At 70.2% G+C, this 18,624-nt stretch carries 16 protein-coding genes; all 16 read right to left on the bottom strand.

Going from position 1 to position 18,624, the window contains the following annotated elements; translation table 11 throughout:
- Positions 1–83 precede the first annotated feature (83 nt).
- Complete coding sequence (locus NNW99_RS28585; protein WP_215122039.1) at positions 84–1,211, bottom strand: DivIVA domain-containing protein; 1,128 nt, start codon at positions 1,209–1,211, stop codon at positions 84–86.
- A gap of 56 nt (positions 1,212–1,267) precedes the next feature.
- Entirely contained in the window at positions 1,268–1,552 is a 285-nt protein-coding gene (locus NNW99_RS28580) for a YggT family protein (protein ID WP_115908676.1), read from the bottom strand.
- 59 nt (positions 1,553–1,611) lie between these two features.
- Positions 1,612–2,253, bottom strand: coding sequence for a cell division protein SepF (locus tag NNW99_RS28575; protein WP_184596554.1), 642 nt, complete (start codon positions 2,251–2,253; stop codon positions 1,612–1,614).
- A 129-nt stretch (positions 2,254–2,382) separates the two neighbouring features.
- Positions 2,383–3,102 carry a YggS family pyridoxal phosphate-dependent enzyme gene (locus NNW99_RS28570; RefSeq protein ID WP_215122038.1) on the bottom strand — a complete coding sequence of 240 codons (720 nt, stop codon included), beginning with the start codon at positions 3,100–3,102 and terminating at the stop codon, positions 2,383–2,385.
- A 6-nt stretch (positions 3,103–3,108) separates the two neighbouring features.
- A complete protein-coding gene (gene pgeF, locus NNW99_RS28565; RefSeq protein ID WP_215122037.1) occupies positions 3,109–3,840 on the bottom strand; it encodes a peptidoglycan editing factor PgeF in 732 nt (243 codons plus the stop codon).
- Positions 3,841–3,850: 10 nt separating this feature from the next.
- A complete protein-coding gene (ftsZ, locus tag NNW99_RS28560; RefSeq protein ID WP_215122036.1) occupies positions 3,851–5,044 on the bottom strand; it encodes a cell division protein FtsZ in 1,194 nt (397 codons plus the stop codon).
- Positions 5,045–5,332: 288 nt separating this feature from the next.
- The gene (locus NNW99_RS28555; protein ID WP_215122035.1) at positions 5,333–6,127 is read right to left on the bottom strand and encodes a cell division protein FtsQ/DivIB; all 795 of its coding nucleotides are present in this window, start codon (positions 6,125–6,127) and stop codon (positions 5,333–5,335) included.
- Positions 6,128–6,153: 26 nt separating this feature from the next.
- Entirely contained in the window at positions 6,154–7,251 is a 1,098-nt protein-coding gene (gene murG / locus NNW99_RS28550; protein WP_215122034.1) for an undecaprenyldiphospho-muramoylpentapeptide beta-N-acetylglucosaminyltransferase, read from the bottom strand.
- 6 nt (positions 7,252–7,257) lie between these two features.
- Positions 7,258–8,622: a putative lipid II flippase FtsW gene (gene ftsW / locus NNW99_RS28545; protein WP_215122033.1), complete on the bottom strand. Its 1,365-nt coding sequence runs from the start codon at positions 8,620–8,622 to the stop codon at positions 7,258–7,260.
- 145 nt (positions 8,623–8,767) lie between these two features.
- Positions 8,768–10,207, bottom strand: a complete 1,440-nt coding sequence (gene murD / locus NNW99_RS28540) for a UDP-N-acetylmuramoyl-L-alanine--D-glutamate ligase (RefSeq protein ID WP_215122032.1) — start codon at positions 10,205–10,207, stop codon at positions 8,768–8,770.
- Positions 10,189–11,280 (bottom strand): phospho-N-acetylmuramoyl-pentapeptide-transferase, encoded by a 1,092-nt coding sequence (gene mraY / locus NNW99_RS28535; protein WP_215124499.1) that lies wholly within the window; start codon positions 11,278–11,280, stop codon positions 10,189–10,191. Before mraY ends, murD begins: the two co-directional genes overlap by 19 nt.
- Complete coding sequence (gene murF / locus NNW99_RS28530; RefSeq protein WP_215122031.1) at positions 11,280–12,695, bottom strand: UDP-N-acetylmuramoyl-tripeptide--D-alanyl-D-alanine ligase; 1,416 nt, start codon at positions 12,693–12,695, stop codon at positions 11,280–11,282. Before murF ends, mraY begins: the two co-directional genes overlap by 1 nt.
- 28 nt (positions 12,696–12,723) lie before the next feature.
- Positions 12,724–14,244, bottom strand: a complete 1,521-nt coding sequence (locus NNW99_RS28525; RefSeq protein ID WP_215122030.1) for a UDP-N-acetylmuramoyl-L-alanyl-D-glutamate--2,6-diaminopimelate ligase — start codon at positions 14,242–14,244, stop codon at positions 12,724–12,726.
- Positions 14,245–14,441: 197 nt separating this feature from the next.
- The gene (locus NNW99_RS28520; protein ID WP_285439959.1) at positions 14,442–16,400 is read right to left on the bottom strand and encodes a penicillin-binding protein 2; all 1,959 of its coding nucleotides are present in this window, start codon (positions 16,398–16,400) and stop codon (positions 14,442–14,444) included.
- 442 nt (positions 16,401–16,842) lie between these two features.
- Positions 16,843–17,292 carry a septum formation initiator family protein gene (locus NNW99_RS28515; RefSeq protein WP_215122028.1) on the bottom strand — a complete coding sequence of 150 codons (450 nt, stop codon included), beginning with the start codon at positions 17,290–17,292 and terminating at the stop codon, positions 16,843–16,845.
- 24 nt (positions 17,293–17,316) lie between these two features.
- A complete protein-coding gene (rsmH, locus tag NNW99_RS28510; protein WP_215122027.1) occupies positions 17,317–18,273 on the bottom strand; it encodes a 16S rRNA (cytosine(1402)-N(4))-methyltransferase RsmH in 957 nt (318 codons plus the stop codon).
- Positions 18,274–18,624 lie beyond the last annotated feature (351 nt).

Here is an 18,624-nt window from a genome sequence, read left to right as displayed (position 1 = left end):
AAAAGAGCGAGGCCCCGGGATCACCCCGGGGCCTCGCCCTGAACGCTGCCGATGTCTACGCCGTACTACTGGCCATCAGGCCGTCAGTTGTCATCCTCGTCGATCAGGAAGCCCCGCATGGGCGAGGGCGCCTGACCCATCGGCGAGGGGCCCTGCGGACGCACGGGCGCCATCGGCTGGGTCATCGCCGGAGACATCTGCTGCTGACCGCCGTAGGACGGACCGGACGGCGACGGGCCGCCGCCCATCGTCTGGTTGCCACCGCCGTAGGACGGGGCGCTCGCGCCGGCCGGAGCCATGGAAGGCGCCGGGGACGGCGGGAGGGACGCGGCAGCCGGAGTGCGCGGCGGAGCCAGCGAGTCGTCGGCCTGGGTCTCCAGCTGACGCAGCTGCGACTCCAGGTACGACTTCAGGCGCGTGCGGTACTCGCGCTCGAAGCCGCGCAGGTCCTCGACCTTGCGCTCCAGCGTGGCGCGAGCGGACTCCAGGGAGCCCATCGCCACGCGGTGCTTCTCCTGCGCGTCCCGCTCCAGGGCATCGGCCTTGGCACGGGCGTCACGCTCCAGACCCTCGGCACGCGAACGCGCTTCCCCGACGATCTTGTTGGCTTCGGAACGGGCCTCGGCGATCGCCTGGTCGGCGGTCTGCTGGGCCAGCGAGAGGACACGGGCGGCGCTGTCGCCACCGGGGCCTCCCTGACCGGGGCCGCCCATCGGAGGACCGCCCATGGGGCCGCCCATCGGGCCACCCATCTGCTGCTGCATCTGCTGCTGCATCGGGCCGGGACCGCCCGGACCCTGGCCCATCGGACCGGGGCCCTGCGGACCACCCTGACCGCCGGGACCGGCGGGCAGCTGCGGGGCACCGCTCGGCAGCTGGGGCGGACCACCCATGGGGCCACCCATCTGCTGCTGCGGCGGGCCCGATATGCCGGCGGGTACAGGACCACCCGGACCGCGCATGCCCTGCTGCTGCTGTTGCTGCTGATCCTGCTGGGGCTCCGGAGGCTTGCGCATGTTCTGCTGATTCTGGGCAGCAGCGCGCGTGGCCGCGGCCAGCTTGGCGCGCAGGTCCTCGTTCTCGCGGAGCAGGCGGGTCAGTTCGGCTTCGACCTCATCGAGGAAGGCATCGACCTCGTCCTCGTCATAGCCTTCTCGGAGGCGGACGGTCGTGAACTGCTTGTTCCGCACGTCCTCGGGGGTCAACGGCATCTCTTCACCTCAACGTAGTCGTCGGCATTCGGCAAGACGGTAGGTCACATCGCTCATCACAGCCGGCTCACGATCGAGATCAGGATGTAGACGATGATCATCAGTACGAAGAAGGACAGGTCTAGCGCCACGCCCCCGAGACGCAGCGGCGGAATGACCCGCCGCAGAAGCTTGAGCGGTGGATCAGTGACAGTGTAGGTGGCCTCCAGAACGACCACCATCGCCTTGCCGGGTTGCCATGAGCGGGCGAACTGGAAGACATAGTCCATGACCAACCGGAAGATGAGCACGATGAGAAAGCACATCAGCGCGATGTAGATGACATCCAGAACCACGCTCATGACCTGCGCTTCCCTCTCCCCTGTGCCCTGCTGGGTACTGCTGTTTCCGGTGGTGCGTCTCAGCTCTGGTTGAAGAACCCGCCCTCTGCGATGCGGGCCTTGTCCTCCGCCGTGACATCGACGTTAGCAGGCGACAACAGGAACACCTTCTGCGTCACCCGCTCGATACTGCCGTGAAGACCAAACACCAGACCAGCCGCAAAGTCGACAAGTCGCTTCGCATCTGTGTCATCCATCTCAGTCAGATTCATGATCACCGGAGTGCCTTCACGGAAGTGTTCCCCGATGGTACGGGCCTCGTTGTAGGTCCGTGGGTGGAGTGTGGTGATCCGGTAAGGCTCTCGTTCGGACACGACCTTGGGCATGATCACCGGTGCGTTCTTCTCCAGACTTGCGCGTTCTTGTGTGATGGATGCCACGGGCGCGATACGCGCCGGGCGTCCGGATTCCGCGGGGAGCGAAGCGGAACGGGGGGCCGGTTCGCGAGGCACGGACGGCTGTACGACTCGTACCTCTTCGTCCCTTTGGGGCTGATGTGAGACGTGCGGCTGATGGGACGGCTCGTGCCGTCGGTGGTCCCGCTCGGGCTCCGGGTCCAGTTCGGGTTCGAAGTCGTCGTCGGGGTCGAATCCGCGGCCGTCGTACCCATCGTCCTCCACGAGGCCGAGGTAGACCGCCATCTTGCGCATCGCGCCGGCCATGCTCTGAGTCCTCCGCTCTGTGGTGGATCTGCTGACGACTGCCAAGTGCCTGCGATCCACGAGGTCCTTGAGTCCGCCTATCGGCGGCAATGACCATATTTTCTGCTGTGGTCCGACTTCTTGGCGACGTTACCCGAGCCTGGGGCGGACTCCGAGTACCGCGCTGCCGACGCGCACATGTGTCGCTCCGGCCGCCACGGCCTGTTCGAGGTCCGCACTCATCCCTGCCGAGACCATGGTGGCAGTCGGATGACTCCGGCGCAGGTCGGTCGACAAAACCATCAACCGCTCGAACGCCGCCTGTTCGCGTCCCGCATATTCGCCGGTGAGCGGCGCGACGGTCATCAGTCCGCCGAGCCGCAACCCCGGCGCGTCGGCCACGAGGCCGGCCAACTCCTCGATCCCGCCGGGGGCCACGCCGCCCCGCTCGCCCCGCGCGCTCTCCCCGGCGTCGAGCGCGACCTGGAGCAGACACCCCAGTTCGCGCCCGGTCCGCACAGCCTCCTTCGACAGAGCTGTGACGAGCTTGGGACGATCGACGGACTGCACGAAGTCCGCGTAACCGACCACCGATCGCACCTTGTTGGTCTGGAGTTGACCGACGAAATGCCATGAAAGGGGCAGATCCGTACAGGCGGCGGCCTTGGGGGCCGCGTCCTGGTCGCGGTTCTCGGCGACGTGCCGCACCCCGAGTTCCGCCAGCATGCGCACATCGCTCGCGGGATACGTCTTGGTGACCACGATCAGGGTCACTTCCTCGCGCCCCCGCCCGGCGGCCGCGCACGCATCGGCGATACGTCGCTCAACTTTCGCCAGATTCGCGGCGAGTTCGTCCTTACGGTCCGTCATGCCCCATCAGTCCAGCCATACATAGCCCGCGAGCCGACCCGTGGTCCGGTCGCGGCGATACGAGAAGTGATCGTCCGACTCCAGCGTGCACACCGGAGCCTGCGCCCGGTCGCGCACCCCGAGCCGTTCAAGCTGGGCGTGCACTCCGGCACTCACGTCGACCGCCGGAGTGCCCCAACTGGTTTCGGCGTACGCCGCCGGCTCGACGGCGGAGACCTCGGCGCGCATCGCCTCGGGCACTTCGTAGCACCGGCCGCAGACGGTGGGCCCGGTGCGGGCGACGATCCGGGAGGGCTCGGCGCCCAGGTCCGTCATCGCGCGTAGAGCGGCCGGGACGACCCCGGCGATCATGCCGGGCCGGCCCGCGTGAGCCGCCGCGACGATCCCGGCGACGGGGTCGGCGAGCAGGACCGGCACGCAGTCCGCGGTGAGCACCGCGAGGGCGAGCCCCCGCTTCACCGTGACGATCGCGTCGACCGAGGGGATCTCGGACGAAGATCCCCACGGCCGGTCCACCACCGCCACGTCGGCCCCGTGCACCTGGTTCATCCAGACCACCCGGTCCGGCTCGACGCCCAGGGACTTGGCGGCCAGGTCCCGGTTGGCGCGTACGGCGTCGGGGTCGTCGCCGACCGCTCCGCCGAGATTGAGCTCCTCATACGGAGCGGCGCTCACTCCGCCCCACCGGTCGGTGAAGCCGAAGTGCGCGCCGCTCACGCTTTCGCGCTGTCCTATCACGACTGAAGGATCACTTGAGGAAGTCCGGTACGTCCAGTTCCTCGGCCGCGCTGTCCGAGTAGGTCCGCGGCGCCGGCGGGACCGGCGGGGCGACCGGGATGTCGTTCGCCGGTTCCGGAGCGGGCTCCGGGTCCTCCTTCGGGGTCACGCTGCCGAGCGAGCCGAAGGACGGCCGGCTCTCGGTCTGCCGCGCCGGGGCCGGCTCCTCGCGCTTGGCCGAGGACGAGCCGAGGACGTTGTCCCGCTTGGAGGGCGGCTGTCCGCCGTCGAAGCCGGCCGCGATCACGGTGACCCGGACCTCGTCGCCGAGGGCGTCGTCGATCACCGCGCCGAAGATGATGTTGGCCTCGGGGTGAGCGGCCTCGCTCACCAGCTGGGCGGCCTCGTTGATCTCGAACAGACCGAGGTCGGACCCGCCGGAGATGGAGAGCAGCACACCGCGGGCGCCGTCGATGGACGCCTCCAGCAGCGGCGAGGAGATCGCCATCTCGGCGGCGGCCACCGCGCGGTCGTCGCCGCGCGCCGAGCCGATGCCCATCAGCGCCGAGCCCGCCTCGGACATGACCGACTTGACGTCGGCGAAGTCGAGGTTGATGAGGCCGGGGGTGGTGATGAGGTCGGTGATGCCCTGGACACCGGAGAGCAGGACCTGGTCGGCCGACTTGAACGCGTCCAGCACCGAGACCTGGCGGTCCGAGATGGACAGCAGCCGGTCGTTCGGGATGACGATGAGGGTGTCGACCTCTTCGCGGAGTTCGGCGATGCCGTCCTCGGCCTGGTTCGCGCGGCGCCGCCCCTCGAAGGTGAACGGGCGCGTGACCACACCGATGGTGAGAGCGCCGAGCGAGCGGGCGATGTTGGCCACGACGGGCGCGCCGCCGGTGCCGGTGCCGCCGCCTTCACCGGCTGTCACGAAGACCATGTCGGCCCCCTTGAGGACCTCCTCGATCTCCTCGCGGTGGTCCTCGGCGGCCTTGCGGCCCACGGCCGGGTTGGCTCCGGCGCCGAGTCCGCGGGTGAGTTCACGGCCGACGTCCAGCTTGACGTCGGCGTCGCTCATCAACAGAGCTTGCGCGTCGGTGTTGATGGCGATGAACTCGACGCCCTTGAGACCGACCTCGATCATCCGGTTGATGGCATTGACACCACCGCCGCCGACACCGATGACTTTGATGACTGCGAGGTAGTTCTGCGGTGCTGCCACGTCGAAGGCCTCTCGCCTCGAGTTACGTGTCGCCGAATCACCGTGACGCGCTGCGCCCCGCGACCCGACGACTGATGCCGAATGGGACGGTCCGTATCGCCGACCCGAACCCTAACCCTGAAGTTTAGGGTTACCAGTGTGTCTGTTCCTTGGAGTCTTCTGAACAGGACACTAAGTCGACAAGTGGCGCACGTTCAACGAACACGCCGAACCTCCCGTTTTTCTTTTCACCCTATGTGATCAGCCGTAGCACTGCCCAACCAGGGTGCTGGCCTGCGCGGATGTGCGTCAACTTACTGATGACGCGGGCGCGGTGGGGACGCTCACGTCGAAGTAGCGCGCGCCGGGCGAGGCTTTCATCAGGGCGGTGAGCGTACGGGCCTTGACCGCGCCCTTCTCGCTGCTGCCCCAGACGACCGTGCGGCCGTCCCTCAACTCCAGTGAGATGTCGTCGTAGGAACGGACCTTGACGGTCTGTGTGGCGCGGGCGACGGCGGCCGGAACGGCTCGGGCGACGACGACCGCCTCGCGTACCAGCCGGGCCTCGCCGAAGCGGCGCAGGCTCGCGGCGGCGGAGCTGGACCGGGACAGCGTCAATTCCAGTGCGGGCACGCCTTTGGGCGCCTCGGGAACCGTGGCGAAACGGACACCTTCATCGTCCACCTCGACGAACTTTCCGCCCTTTTGGACAATCAGAACCGGAGTCCGCTCGACCACTTTCAGCCCGATTCCATCGGGCCAGGAACGGACCACGTCAACCGAGTCAATTCGGGGCAATTTCCGGCGCAGTCGCGACTCGATCGCGTCGGTGTCGACGGAAATCAGCGGCTTCCCGAGCGGAACGTCGGCGGCGGCACGCACCTGAGCCGGTGTCAGGACCCTGGTGCCCGACACGGACACGCGCTCGGCGCGCAGCCAGTCGGAGCCGTAGAACAGCCATACCGTCGGGAAGCCGAGGAAGACCAGGGCGAGGCCCAGGATGACAATCACACGAAGCCGGGCCCGCCTGGACCGTGGACGGGGCGGCGGGCCGGACGACTTCTGCTGGCGTTCACCGCGCTCGGCGGTGGTCGATCCGGCCACGCTCCCCTGCCTTCCGTCATACAGTCCTAGCGGTGTGCACGACTGGCGGCGATCGCCTCGTACACCATGCCGACGAGCAGGTCGTCGGCGTCCCGGCGGCCGAACTCGGCGGCGCTGCGGGACATCTGGTACAGCCGGTGCGGGTCGGCGAGCACCGGCAGGACGTTCTGCTGGACCCACTCGGGGGTCAGCTCCGCGTCGTCGACCAGCAGACCGCCGCCGGCCTTGACCACTGGCTGGGCGTTGAGCCGCTGTTCGCCGTTGCCGATGGGCAGCGGGACGTAGGCGGCCGGGAGCCCGACGGCGGAGAGTTCGGCGACGGTCATCGCGCCCGCGCGGCAGAGCATCATGTCCGCCGCGGCGTACGCGAGGTCCATCCGGTCCAGATAACTTACCGGGATGTAGGGGGGCATTCCCGGCATCTGGTGGACCTGCGGCAGTTCGTTCTTCGGACCGACCGCGTGCAGGATCTGGATTCCGGCCTGCTGGAGCCAGGGCGCGACCTGCTGGACGACCTCGTTCAGCCTGCGGGCGCCCTGGGAGCCGCCGGTGACCAGCAGCGTGGGCAGGTTCGGGTCGAGACCGAACGCGGCCCGGGCCTCGGGGCGTACGGCGGCCCGGTCCAGGGTGGCGATGGAGCGGCGCAGCGGGATGCCGATGTAACGGGCGCCCCGCAGCTTGCTGTCCGGCGTGGAGACCGCGACCTGGCTGGCGTAGCGCGAACCGATCTTGTTGGCCAGGCCCGGGCGGGCGTTGGCCTCGTGGATGACGATCGGCACACCGAGGCGCTTGGCCGCGAGGTAGCCGGGCAGGGCGACGTAGCCGCCGAAGCCGACCACGGCGTCCGCCTTGGTGCGCTCCAGGATCTGCTCGGTCGCCTTGATCGTCCCGCGCAGCCGGCCCGGCACGGTGATCAGCTCGGGGGTGGGCTTGCGCGGCAGCGGCACGGCGGGGATCAGCGCGAGTTCGTACCCACGCTCGGGTACGAGACGTGTCTCGAGGCCGCGCTCCGTTCCCAGGGCCGTGATGCCCACGCTCGGATCCTGCCTGCGCAGGGCGTCCGCGAGGGCGAGCGCGGGCTCGATGTGGCCCGCGGTTCCTCCGCCGGCGAGTACGACATGCACCGAAATTCACCGCTCTCCGGACGAGCGCGCCGCCGAGGCACGTCGTCGCATCGTGTTCCATCTCCGGGGACTCCGAATGGAACCGGTGCCCCCAGTCCCCCGCTTTCTACCAAAGCGGGGTTGCCGCATCGCAAGCGCCGCCCGCGCAGCGGGCTCGTCGCGTGCGAAGGCGATCAGCAGCCCGATGGCGAACATGGTCGGCAGCAGGGCGGATCCCCCGTAGGAGAACAGCGGGAGGGGGACACCGGCGATCGGCAGCAGACCGAGCACCGCACCGATGTTGATCACGGCCTGCGCCGTGATCCAGGTGGTCACGCCTCCCGCGGCATACCTCACGAAGGGGTCCTCCGTGCGTCCGGCCACGCGGATACCCGCATAGCCTAGAGCCGCGAAGAGGGCGAGTACCGACAGCGTCCCCGCCAGGCCCAGTTCCTCACCGGTGACGGCGAAGATGAAGTCGGTGTGGGCTTCGGGGAGTTGGCCCCATTTCTCCACACTCGCACCCAGCCCGGAGCCGAAGATTCCGCCCGAGGCCAGGGCGTAGATGCCGTGCACGGCCTGCCAGCAGTCGACGGGACCCGACTGAGGCTCGGTGGCACCGAGGCACTGCAGCCGGGCCATGCGGTTGGCGCTGGTCTTGATGAGGATCAGGCCGAGCACGGCGGCGATCGACAGCACACCGGCGAACAGCCGCGTGGGCGCGCCGGCGAGCCACAGCAGGCCGAACAGGATGGCCGTGAGGATGATCGCGGTGCCCATGTCGCCGCCGATCATGATCAGCCCGAGCAGCATGAAGGCGGCCGGCACCAGCGGGACGAGCATGTGCTTCCACTGGGTCAGCAGCTTCCGGTCCTGCTTGCGGGCGAGCAGGTCGGCGCCCCACAGCACGAGGGCGAGCTTGCCGAACTCGCTGGGCTGGATCTGGAAGGAGCCGCCCACCGCGATCCAGTTCTGGTTGCCGTTGACCGACACTCCTATCCCGGGGATCTGCACCAGGATCATCAGGAAGACGGCGCCCGCGAGGATGGGGTAGGCCAGCGCCCGGTGCAGTTTCACCGGCATCCGTGAGGCGGAGAACAGCAGCCCGGCGCCGATCACCGCGGCGAGCAGCTGCTTGCGGAAGAAGTACGAGCCCGGCAGCGACATCTGCAGCGCGGTGATCTGGGAGGCCGAGTAGACCATCACCAGCCCCAGCACGGTGATCAGCAGACTGCCGCCGAAGATCAGGTAGTAGGCGGTCAGCGGCCGGTCCCAGCCCCTGCGCGCCCGCAGATACAGCCCCAGGACACCGCTCTCGCGCGACGTCCGGGCCACGGCGGGCCGGCGGACGGGCCGCTGCGCGGGCGGCCCTCCGGTACGGCTACCGGGCATGGACGGCTCCCGCGGACGCGCGTGGAAGGGGTGGGGGCGTCGGCCCCGGGTCGGCGGCGGGTGTCCGCCGGCTGGTCTCGGGCCACATCCGAGTCACGCGTCCCTCCAAGGGTCCCGAAGCACCCGTCGTGGCCGAGACCGACCGTCAGGTGCCCGCGCCGAGTTCGCGAACCGCCTCCGCGAACGCGTCACCGCGCTTGTTGTAGTTGGTGAACATGTCCATCGAGGCGCAGGCCGGGGCCAGCAGCACCGTGTCGCCGGGCTGTGCGAGCCGCCGCGCCTCCTGGACGGCCTGGAGCATCGCCCCAGTGTCGGTCCGGTCGAGGTCGACGACGGGTACTTCCGGGGCGTGTCGCGCGAGGGCTTCCCGGATGAGCGCGCGGTCCGCGCCGATCAGCACGGCGCCGCGCAGCCGCCCCGCCGACTTGGCGACCAGCTCGTCGAAGACGGCGCCCTTGGCGAGCCCGCCCGCGATCCACACGATCGGCTCGTAGGCCGCCAACGAGGCTTCCGCCGCATGCGTGTTGGTGGCCTTGGAGTCGTCGACGTACGCGACGCCGTCCACGTCGGCCACGTGCGCGATGCGGTGGGCGTCCGGGGTGAAGGCCCGCAGACCGTCCCGTACGGCCTTGGCGGGCACCCCGTAGGCCCGGGCGAGGGCCGCCGCCGCGAGGGCGTTGGCGATGTTGTGCGGGGCCGGCGGGTTCACGTCGGCGACCTCGGCGAGCTCCTGGGCGTTCTTCTGCCGGTTCTCCACGAAGGCGCGGTCGACCAGGATGCCCTCCACGACACCGAGTTGGGAGGGCCCGGGCGTGCCCAGGGTGAAGCCGATGGCGCGGCAGCCCTCCTCGACGTCGGCCTCGCGGACCAGGTCCTCGGTGGCCTTGTCGGCCGCGTTGTAGACGCAGGCGATCTGATTGCCCTCGTAGATCCGGCCCTTGTCGGCGGCGTACGCCTCCATGGAGCCGTGCCAGTCGAGGTGGTCGGGGGCGAGGTTCAGCACGGCGGCCGAGTGGGCGCGCAGCGACGGCGCCCAGTGGAGCTGGTAGCTGGACAGTTCCACGGCGAGCACGTCGTAGCGCTCCTCGCCGAGCACCGCGTCCAGGAGCGAGACGCCGATGTTGCCGACGGCGGCGGTGCGCAGGCCCGCCGCCTCCAGGATCGAGGCGAGCATCTGGACGGTCGTGGTCTTGCCGTTGGTGCCCGTGACGGCCAGCCAGGGGGCGGCGTCGGGGCCGCGCAGGCGCCAGGCCAGTTCGACGTCGCCCCAGATCTCCAGACCCGCGGCACGAGCCGCCGCGAACAGCGGCTTGTCCGGCTTCCAGCCGGGCGCGGTGACGATCAGCTCGGAGCCCTCGGGCAGGGTGTCGCCGTCACCGAGGCGCACGGTGATGCCGAGCGCCTCCAAGTCGGCCGCCTGCGCCCGGGCGCGCTCGTCGGCGCCGTCGTTGACGACCGTGACGATCGCGCCGAGGCCGTGCAGCACCTTGGCCGCCGGGACGCCGGAGACGCCGAGCCCGGCGACGGTGATGTGCTTGCCCTGGAAGGCGAAGGGCTCCGAGGAGGTCACTTGTCCGCTGCCCATCCTGCGTAGAAGAGGCCTAGTCCGACGATCACACAAATGCCCTGAATGATCCAGAAGCGGACCACGACAAGCACTTCGGACCAGCCCTTGAGTTCGAAGTGGTGCTGGAGTGGCGCCATCCGGAAGACGCGCTTCCCGGTCAGGCGGAAGGAACCGACCTGGATCACCACGGACATGGTGATCAGGACGAAGAGGCCGCCGAGGATGGCGATCAGCAGCTCGGTGCGGGAGCAGATCGCGAGGCCGGCGAGCACACCGCCGAGCGCGAGCGAACCGGTGTCACCCATGAAGATCTTGGCCGGCGAGGTGTTCCACCACAGGAAGCCGAGGCAGGCGCCCATCAGCGCCGAGGCGACCACCGCCAGGTCGAGGGGATCTCGCACCTCGTAGCACGCGCCCGGGTTGGTCAGGGTCTGCGCGTTGGCGCAGGACTCCTGGAACTGCCAGACGCCGATGAAGGTGTAGGCGCCGAAGACCAGCACCGAGGCGCCGGTGGCCAGACCGTCCAGACCGTCGGTCAGGTTCACGCCGTTCGACATCGCGAGAATCATGAACAGCGCCCAGACGACGAACAGCACGGGTCCGATCGTCCAGCCGAAGTCCGTGATGAACGACAGCTTCGTGGAGGCGGGGGTGTTGCCGCGGTTGTCCGCGAACTGCAGCGACAGCACGGCGAACCCGATGCCGACGATCAGCTGGCCGGCCATCTTCGCCTTGGCCCGCAGACCCAGCGAACGCCGCTTGACGATCTTGATGTAGTCGTCGAGGAAGCCGACCAGGCCCATGCCGACCATCAGGCCGAGCACCAGCAGACCCGAGAAGGTCGGCGCCGCGTCGGCCTCCGGGTCCAGATAGCCCGTGATCACCTTCGCCAGGAAGTACGCGGCGACCGTCGCCAGGATGAAGGCGATACCGCCCATGGTCGGCGTACCGCGCTTGCTGGCGTGCTCGCGCGGGCCGTCGTCGCGGATGTACTGGCCGTAGCCCTTGCGGGCGAGCAGCTTGATCAGCAGCGGGGTGCCGACCAGGGTCAGGAAGAGGCCAATGACTCCTGCGAACAGGATCTGCTTCATCATCGGGCGGAAACCTCACCCTCGGCACCGGACTCGAGGAGCGCCTGCGCCACGCTCTCGAGGCCGACCGAACGGGACGCCTTCACGAGCACGACATCCCCCGGGCGCAACTCGCTGCGCAACAGGTCGACCGCCGCCTGTGCGTCGGACACGTGCACCGACTCCTCACCCCACGAACCCTCGTTATATGCGCCCAGTTGCAGCCAGGCGGCTTCCCTGCCACCGACCGCGACGAGCTTGCTGACGTTGAGCCGGACGGCGAGCCGCCCGACCGCGTCGTGCTCGGCGAGAGCCTCGTCCCCGAGCTCGGCCATCTTGCCGAGCACCGCCCAGGTCCGCCGCCCCTTGCCCATCGCCGCGAGCGCGCGCAGAGCGGCTCGCATGGACTCGGGGTTCGCGTTGTAGGCGTCGTTGACGATCGTCACGCCGTCCGGGCGCTCGGTGACCTCCATCCGCCAGCGGGAGAGGGAGCCCGCCTCGGAGAGCGCCACGGCGATCTCGTCTGCGGACATGCCCAGTTCGTGGGCGACGGCGGCCGCGGCGAGCGCGTTCGACACGTGGTGCTCACCGTACAGGCGCATGGTCACGTCACTTGCACCGGAGGGTGTGTGAAGCCTGAACGAGGGCTGTCCGCTGTCCGTGAGTCGCACGTTCTCGGCGGAGACGTCCGCTTCGCCGGACTCTCCGAAAAAGATCACCTTCGCCTTCGTACGGGCGGCCATGGCCCGCACGTAGGGGTCGTCCGCGTTCAGGATGGCGGTTCCGCCCTCGGCCTCGGACGGGAGCGCCTCGACGAGTTCGCCCTTCGCCTGGGCGATCTGCTCACGGCCGCCGAACTCGCCGATGTGGGCGCTGCCGACGTTGAGGACGAGGCCGACCTTCGGGGGCGTCAGACCGGCGAGGTAGCTGATGTGCCCGATACCCCGGGCGCCCATCTCCAGGACGAGGAACCTGGTCTCCTCGGTGGCGCTGAGCGCGGTCAGCGGCAGTCCGATCTCGTTGTTGAGGGAGCCGGGCGTGAACACCGTCGGCGCCTTGCGCTGGAGCACCTGCGCGATGAGGTCCTTGGTGCTGGTCTTGCCCGCCGAGCCGGTGAGGGCGACGAGGGTGGCACCGAGACGGCGTACGACGTGCCGGGCGAGGGCGCCGAGGGCGCTCTGGACGTCGTCCACGACGATCGCGGGCACGCCGACGGGCCGGGTGCCGAGCACGGCCACCGCTCCCGCCTCGACGACCGCCGCCGCGTAGTCGTGTCCGTCCACGCGCTCGCCGGCGAAGGCGGCGAACAGGCTGCCCGGCACCGCCTCGCGAGAGTCACGGACGACCGGTCCGGTGACCTGGACGGACGGATCCGGTATGTCGTGTGTCTGCCCGCCGACGACTTCTGCGATCTCGGCGAGGGAGAGGGCGATCACAAGTTCATCCCCTGGGTCTTCTGGATTTTCATCCCTGGGTCTTCTGGACGGCTTCGCGAAGTACCTGGCGGTCGTCGAAGGGACGGACCACCCCGGCGATGTCCTGGCCCTGCTCATGGCCCTTGCCCGCGACCAGCACGGTGTCGCCGGGCTCGGCACGGGCGACGGCGGCGGCGATCGCGGCGGCCCGGTCCTCGAAGACCTGCACCTCGCCACGCTCGAACGCGGGCACGGAGGCCGCGCCCTGGAGCATCGTGGCGAGGATCGCGAGGGGGTCCTCGGAGCGGGGGTTGTCGGAGGTCAGTACGGCGGTGTCGGCGAGCCGGGCCGCGGCGGCGCCCATGGGCTCGCGCTTGGACTTGTCCCGGTCGCCGCCGCAGCCGAGGACGATGTGCAGCTTGCCCTCGGTGACCTTGCGGAGGGCCTTGAGGACCGATTCGACCGCGTCGGTCTTGTGGGCGTAGTCGACGACCGCGAGGTAGGGCTGACCGGCGTCCACGCGCTCCAGACGGCCCGGCACGCCGGGTACGGCGGCGACACCGTCGGCGGCGGCCTGCGGGTCGAGGCCGGCGACGGCCAGGGCGACGATCGCGGCGAGGGTGTTGGCCACGTTGAAGGGGCCCGGCAGCGGTGACTTGGCGCTGATCCGCTCACCCTTGGGGCCGATGACGGTGAACGTCGAGTCGAGTTGGCCGACCTCGACGTCCTCGGCGCGCCAGTCGGCGTCGGGGTGGCCCTCGGCGGAGTAGGTGACGACCGGGACGGTGGCCTCGTTCGCGAGCCTGCGGCCGTACTCGTCGTCGATGTTGACCACGCCGAGTTTGCCGCGTCCCGGCGTGAAGAGCTGCGCCTTGGCCTGGAAGTAGTCCTCCATGCCGGAGTGGAACTCCATGTGCTCCGGGCTGAGGTTGGTGAAGACGCCGATGTCGAAGACACAGGCGTCGACCCGGCCGAGGACCAGGGCGTGGCTGGAGACCTCCATGGCGACGGCGTCGACGCCGCGTTCGAGCATGACGGCGAACAGGGCCTGGAGGTCGGTGGCCTCGGGGGTGGTGCGCTCGGACTTGATGCGCTCGTCGCCGATGCGCATCTCGACCGTGCCGATCAGGCCGGTGGACCTGACGGTCTTCAGGCCGCCCTCGACGAGGTAGGCCGTGGTGGTCTTGCCGGAGGTGCCGGTGATGCCGATCTGGAGCAGGTCCCGGCCGGGGTGGCCGTAGATCGTGGCGGCCAGCTCGCCCATCTGCGCGCGCGGGTCGTCGACGACGAGGACCGGCAGCCCGGACTCCGCGGCGCGCTCGGCGCCGGTGGGGTCGGTGAGCACGGCTGCCGCGCCGAGGCCGGCGGCCTGCGTGACGAAGTCGGCGCCGTGCAGGCGAGCGCCCGGGAGGGCGGCGTACAGATCGCCGGGGCGTACGGCGCGCGAGTCGTGGGTGATGCCCGTGACCTCGGCGGCGCTCTCCGGCGTGGGAACACCCAGCTGATCGGAGAGTTCCGCGAGGGGTGTGGCGGAGACCTGCACCGGCCTGGGCGGCCCGGGGTATGTCACGGGATGGCCCTTCTGGGTGGTTTGGGACTGATCAGCGTGTGGCACGGCGGTGAGCGTACCGGGCGCACCCGCCTCCGGGCGAAGTGAGGGGGCGGGGGTGCTCTGGTTCCCGGGGTCGGGGGTGATCGTTGTCACGGGGGCGGTCCTGGTGGCTCGGTGATGCTCGGTGCTGATCAGGGCTCGGGGTTCGGTTCCGGTCAGTTCTGGAAGGAGACGGGCAGCTTCGCGGCCTTGGCGCCGGTCGGCGGGACCTGGAGGGACTTCAGTGCGAACTCCATGACCCGCTTGTAGACGGGGCCGCAGATCTGGCCGCCGAAGTAGCTGCCCTGGGTGGCGTTCTGGATGGCGCAGTAGACGGTCACGCGGGGCTTGTCGGCGGGCGCGAAGCCGGCGAAGGACGAGGTATAGCCGTGGTACTTGCCGGTGGCCGGATCCACGCGGTTGGCCGTGCCCGTCTTGCCCGCGACGCGGTAGCCGGGGATGCGCGCCTTGGTGCCGGTGCCCTCCTCGTCGTCCACGACGGACTCCAGCATCTGGGCGAGGGTCTTCGCCGTCTTGGTGCTGACGACCCGCGTCTTCTTGGGCTCGGGGGCCGGGGCGAAGCGGCCTTCGGGGCCCTTGGTGCCGCGGACGAGCGAGGGTTCGACGCGGACGCCGCCGTTGGCGATGGTCGAGTACACGGACGCCGCCTGCATGGCGTTGATGGAGACGCCTTGGCCGAAAGGAATCGTGTACTGCTGCGAGGTCGACCACTTGTCGGGCGGGGCGAGGATGCCCTTGGTCTCGCCGGGGAAGCCGAGGCCGGTGTAGTCGCCGAGGCCGAACTTGCGCAGGTAGTCGTAGAGGACCTTGTTGGACTGGGCCTGGGTCTTGCGGAGCTGGCCGGTGGCGAGGATGGTGCCGATGTTGCTCGACTTGGCGAGGACGCCGTTGAGCGTCAGGTACCAGGTCGGGTGGTCGATGTCGTCCTTGAAGAGCCGGTCGCCGCGGTGCAGCCGGTTGGGCACGACGACGTGGGTCATCGGGGTGGCGGTGTTCTCCTGGAGGACGGCGGCCATCGACATGACCTTGGCGGTGGAGCCGGGCTCGAAGGCGTCCTGGACGGCCGCGTTGCCGAGCGCCGCCGAGTCGGCGTCCGACAGGTCGTTGGGGTCGAAGCCGGGTGAGTTGGCCATGGCCAGGATCTGTCCGGTGCGGGTGTCCTGGACGATGACGTAGCCGCGGTCGGCCGCGGACTCCTTCACCTGGTCGCTGATGGCCTTCTGGGCGGCCCACTGGATGTCGCGGTCGATGGTGAGCTCGACGTCGCTGCCGGGCACGGCGGGGGTCTCGGTGGAACCCACGGTGGGGACGAGACGGCCGCCGGACTGGGCGTAGCGGATCTTGCCGTCCTTGCCGGCCAGTTCCTTGTCCAGCTGCAGTTCGATGCCGCCGCCGGGCTTGCCCTCGCCGTTGACCCAGCCCAGTATCCCGGCGGCGAGGTCGCCGTTGGGGTACACGCGCTTGCTGGTGGCGACGGAGAAGACACCCGCGAGGACGTTGTGCGCTGACTTGTCCGTCTCCTCCTTCTTGGCCAGCGCGGACTTCAGGTCCTTGATCTGCTTCCAGACCTGCGGGGTCTGCCGGGAGGCCAGCTTCGCGTAGCGCAGGTTCTTGTTCTTCGGCCGCAGCTTCTCGACCAGGGCTTCCTGGTCCTGGCCGAGGATCGGCGCGAGGAGCGCGGCGGCCTGCTCGGGCCCGTCACCGATCTTCAGGTGGTCCGGGGCGAACATGGTGGGGTCGGCCGTGATGTCGTAGGCGTCCTCACTGGTCGCCAGGGCCACACCGGACCGGTCGGTGATCTCGCCCCGGTCGGCTGCCAGCACCTGCCCGACATAGCGGTTCTGCTCGGCCTTGGCCGCGTACGTGCTCGCGTCGACGGCCTGCACCTGGAACAGCCGCACGACGAAGGCGATCATCACCAGCGTCAGCGCGAGCCCGACCAGCCGCAGCCGGGGCCGGGGACTGCCCAGCCGCAGCGGCCGGGACGCCCCCGGCCGTCCCTGACCCGGCCGCCGCACCGGCCGCGCACCGGGCCCCGGCCGCCGCCGGGCATCAGACCGAGCGGGCCTGGCAGGACCGGGCACACGCCGGCGCGGGGGTTCCCTGTCGGACACTTCCGTCACCTGCCGGGGGTCGGGGTGGACTGGGGACTGACGGACACGGCTGGGGCCCCACGGCCGATCCGGCCCCGGGCCTCGGGGCCGAGGGCGCACAACGGCGACGGCCCGGCGAACACCCGAGCGGCCGCGAGCCCACGAGGGGACACCGCGCCAGGGGCCGGACGAACGCCGGGATCACGGAGACAGGCGGACCCGGCCAGGCCCGCCGCACGGCGGCACCGGGCATCGAGCCCGCCGGCCCCGGCACCGCCACGGGCTTGACCCAACGGAGACCACCCGGCAGACACCCGAGCTACCCGGCCCGAGACCCGAGCCACCGCGAATCCGCGAGCGGAGACCGCGCCAAGAGCCGGGCGAGCGCCGGGATCACGAGGGCAGGCGGGCTCGGCGAGGGCCGGGGCACGCCGGCGCGGGGGTTCCCTGTCGGACACTTCCGTCACCTGCCGGGGGTCGGGGCGGGGCCGTTGGGCATGGCCTCGGGGGCGAGGACGAGGGGGATGTGGGCGGCGGTCTGCCAGGCGCCGGGGGCGGCACTGGGGACGCCCTTGACGGTGCCGTCGCGCTCGAGGAAGGCCGGGTCGCCGCCGGGGACCATGCCGAGCTCGCGGGCGCGGCGCTGAAGGGCCTCGGGGGCGGAGTAGGCGTCGATGTCCCGCTGGAGGGCCTGTTCCTCGTCGGTGAGGCTCTTGGTCTCGCGCTGGAGATCGTCGAGCTTGAACGCGCCTTCGCTGAGCGCCGAGTTCAGCACCAGGAGACTGATGAGGCCGCCGCCGAGCAGGAGGACCACGAGGAGCACGAACGGCATGCGGGCCGCCTGTGCCTTACCGGTCGGGAAGAGCCGCGCGAGACCGGCCGCCCTCCCCTTGAGTTCGGGTTTACTGCTCACTCACGCTCCCTCGGGTCACGTGGCTCACTCGACGTCCTCCCTGATGCGCTGCGCCCCGCGCAACCGCGCCGGTGCCGCCCGCCGGTTCTCGGCGATCTCCTCTTCCGTGGGGAGTTCGGCACCACGGGTGAGCAGCTTGAGCCGCGGCTGGTAACGCTCGGGCACGACGGGCAGTCCGGGCGGCGCGGTGGTGGCGGCGCCCGCCGCGAAGACCTGCTTGACCAGACGGTCCTCCAGCGAGTGGTACGACAGCACCGCGATCCGCCCGCCCACGTCGAGCGCCTTCACCGCGGCCGGGATCGCCCGCTCCAGGACGGACAGCTCGCCGTTGACCTCGATGCGCAGCGCCTGGAAGGTGCGCTTGGCCGGGTTGCCGCCGGTGCGCTTGGCGGCCTGCGGCAGGGCGTCCCGGATCAGCTCGACGAGCCGCGCGCTGTTGCTGAACGGCTCCTTCTCGCGCTCGCGCACGACCGCGGCCACGATCCGCTTGGCCTGCTTCTCCTCGCCGTACGCCCGCAGGATGCGGACGAGTTCGCCCGGCGGGTACGTGTTGAGGACCTCGGCGGCGCTGGCTCCCGTCGTCTGGTCCATCCGCATGTCGAGCGGGGCGTCCTGGGCGTAGGCGAAGCCGCGGTCGGCCTCGTCGAGCTGCATGGAGGAGACGCCGAGGTCGAAGAGAACGCCCTGCACGCGCGCGATGCCGAGCTTGTCCAGCACCTCGGGCAGTTCGTCGTACACCGCGTGGACGAGGGTGGCGCGCCCCCCGTAGGACGCGAGGCGCTCACCGGACAGGCGCAGGGCCTCCTTGTCGCGGTCGAGGGCGACGAGCCGCGCCCCGGGGAACCGCTCGAGCAGCGCCTCGCTGTGGCCGCCGAGGCCGAGGGTGCAGTCGACGACCACCGCCTCCGGGCCCTCCAGGGCGGGTGCCAGCAGGTCCAGGCACCGCTGGAGCATCACCGGGACGTGTCGACTCTGGCTCAAGGGGGCCTCTCAGATCCGGCACGGGCCCACGCACCGCCGGGTCCCCGCCCGCTGCTGAAGGGGAGGCCTGCCGGCGCCGGAAGCGTCAGCCGACCGGGAGCGGGAGGAGGCCGAGCCGTACGTACGCGCCGCGCACGTGGGGAGATCGCCGGGCGTCGCCGGGTCTCCGGGGAAATCAGTCCAGCGGGGAGAGTCTCGCCTCCCGCTTCGCGTCACTTTAGTCCACCGTGTCTCCCGGTCAATCAACCGGCCTGCGCGTCGCGACCGGCGGGCACACCACCCTTGTGGGTTACCTCACCACAAGGCCCGATGGCGTTCTTTGTCCCCTCTCACAGCGGCCCCGGAACGGTC

The sequence above is a fragment of the Streptomyces sp. CRCS-T-1 genome (genome assembly GCF_024442335.1).
In the GTDB taxonomy this organism is placed as follows: Bacteria; Actinomycetota; Actinomycetes; order Streptomycetales; family Streptomycetaceae; genus Streptomyces; species Streptomyces koelreuteriae.
This window is presented reverse-complemented; position numbering and strand designations above follow the sequence as displayed.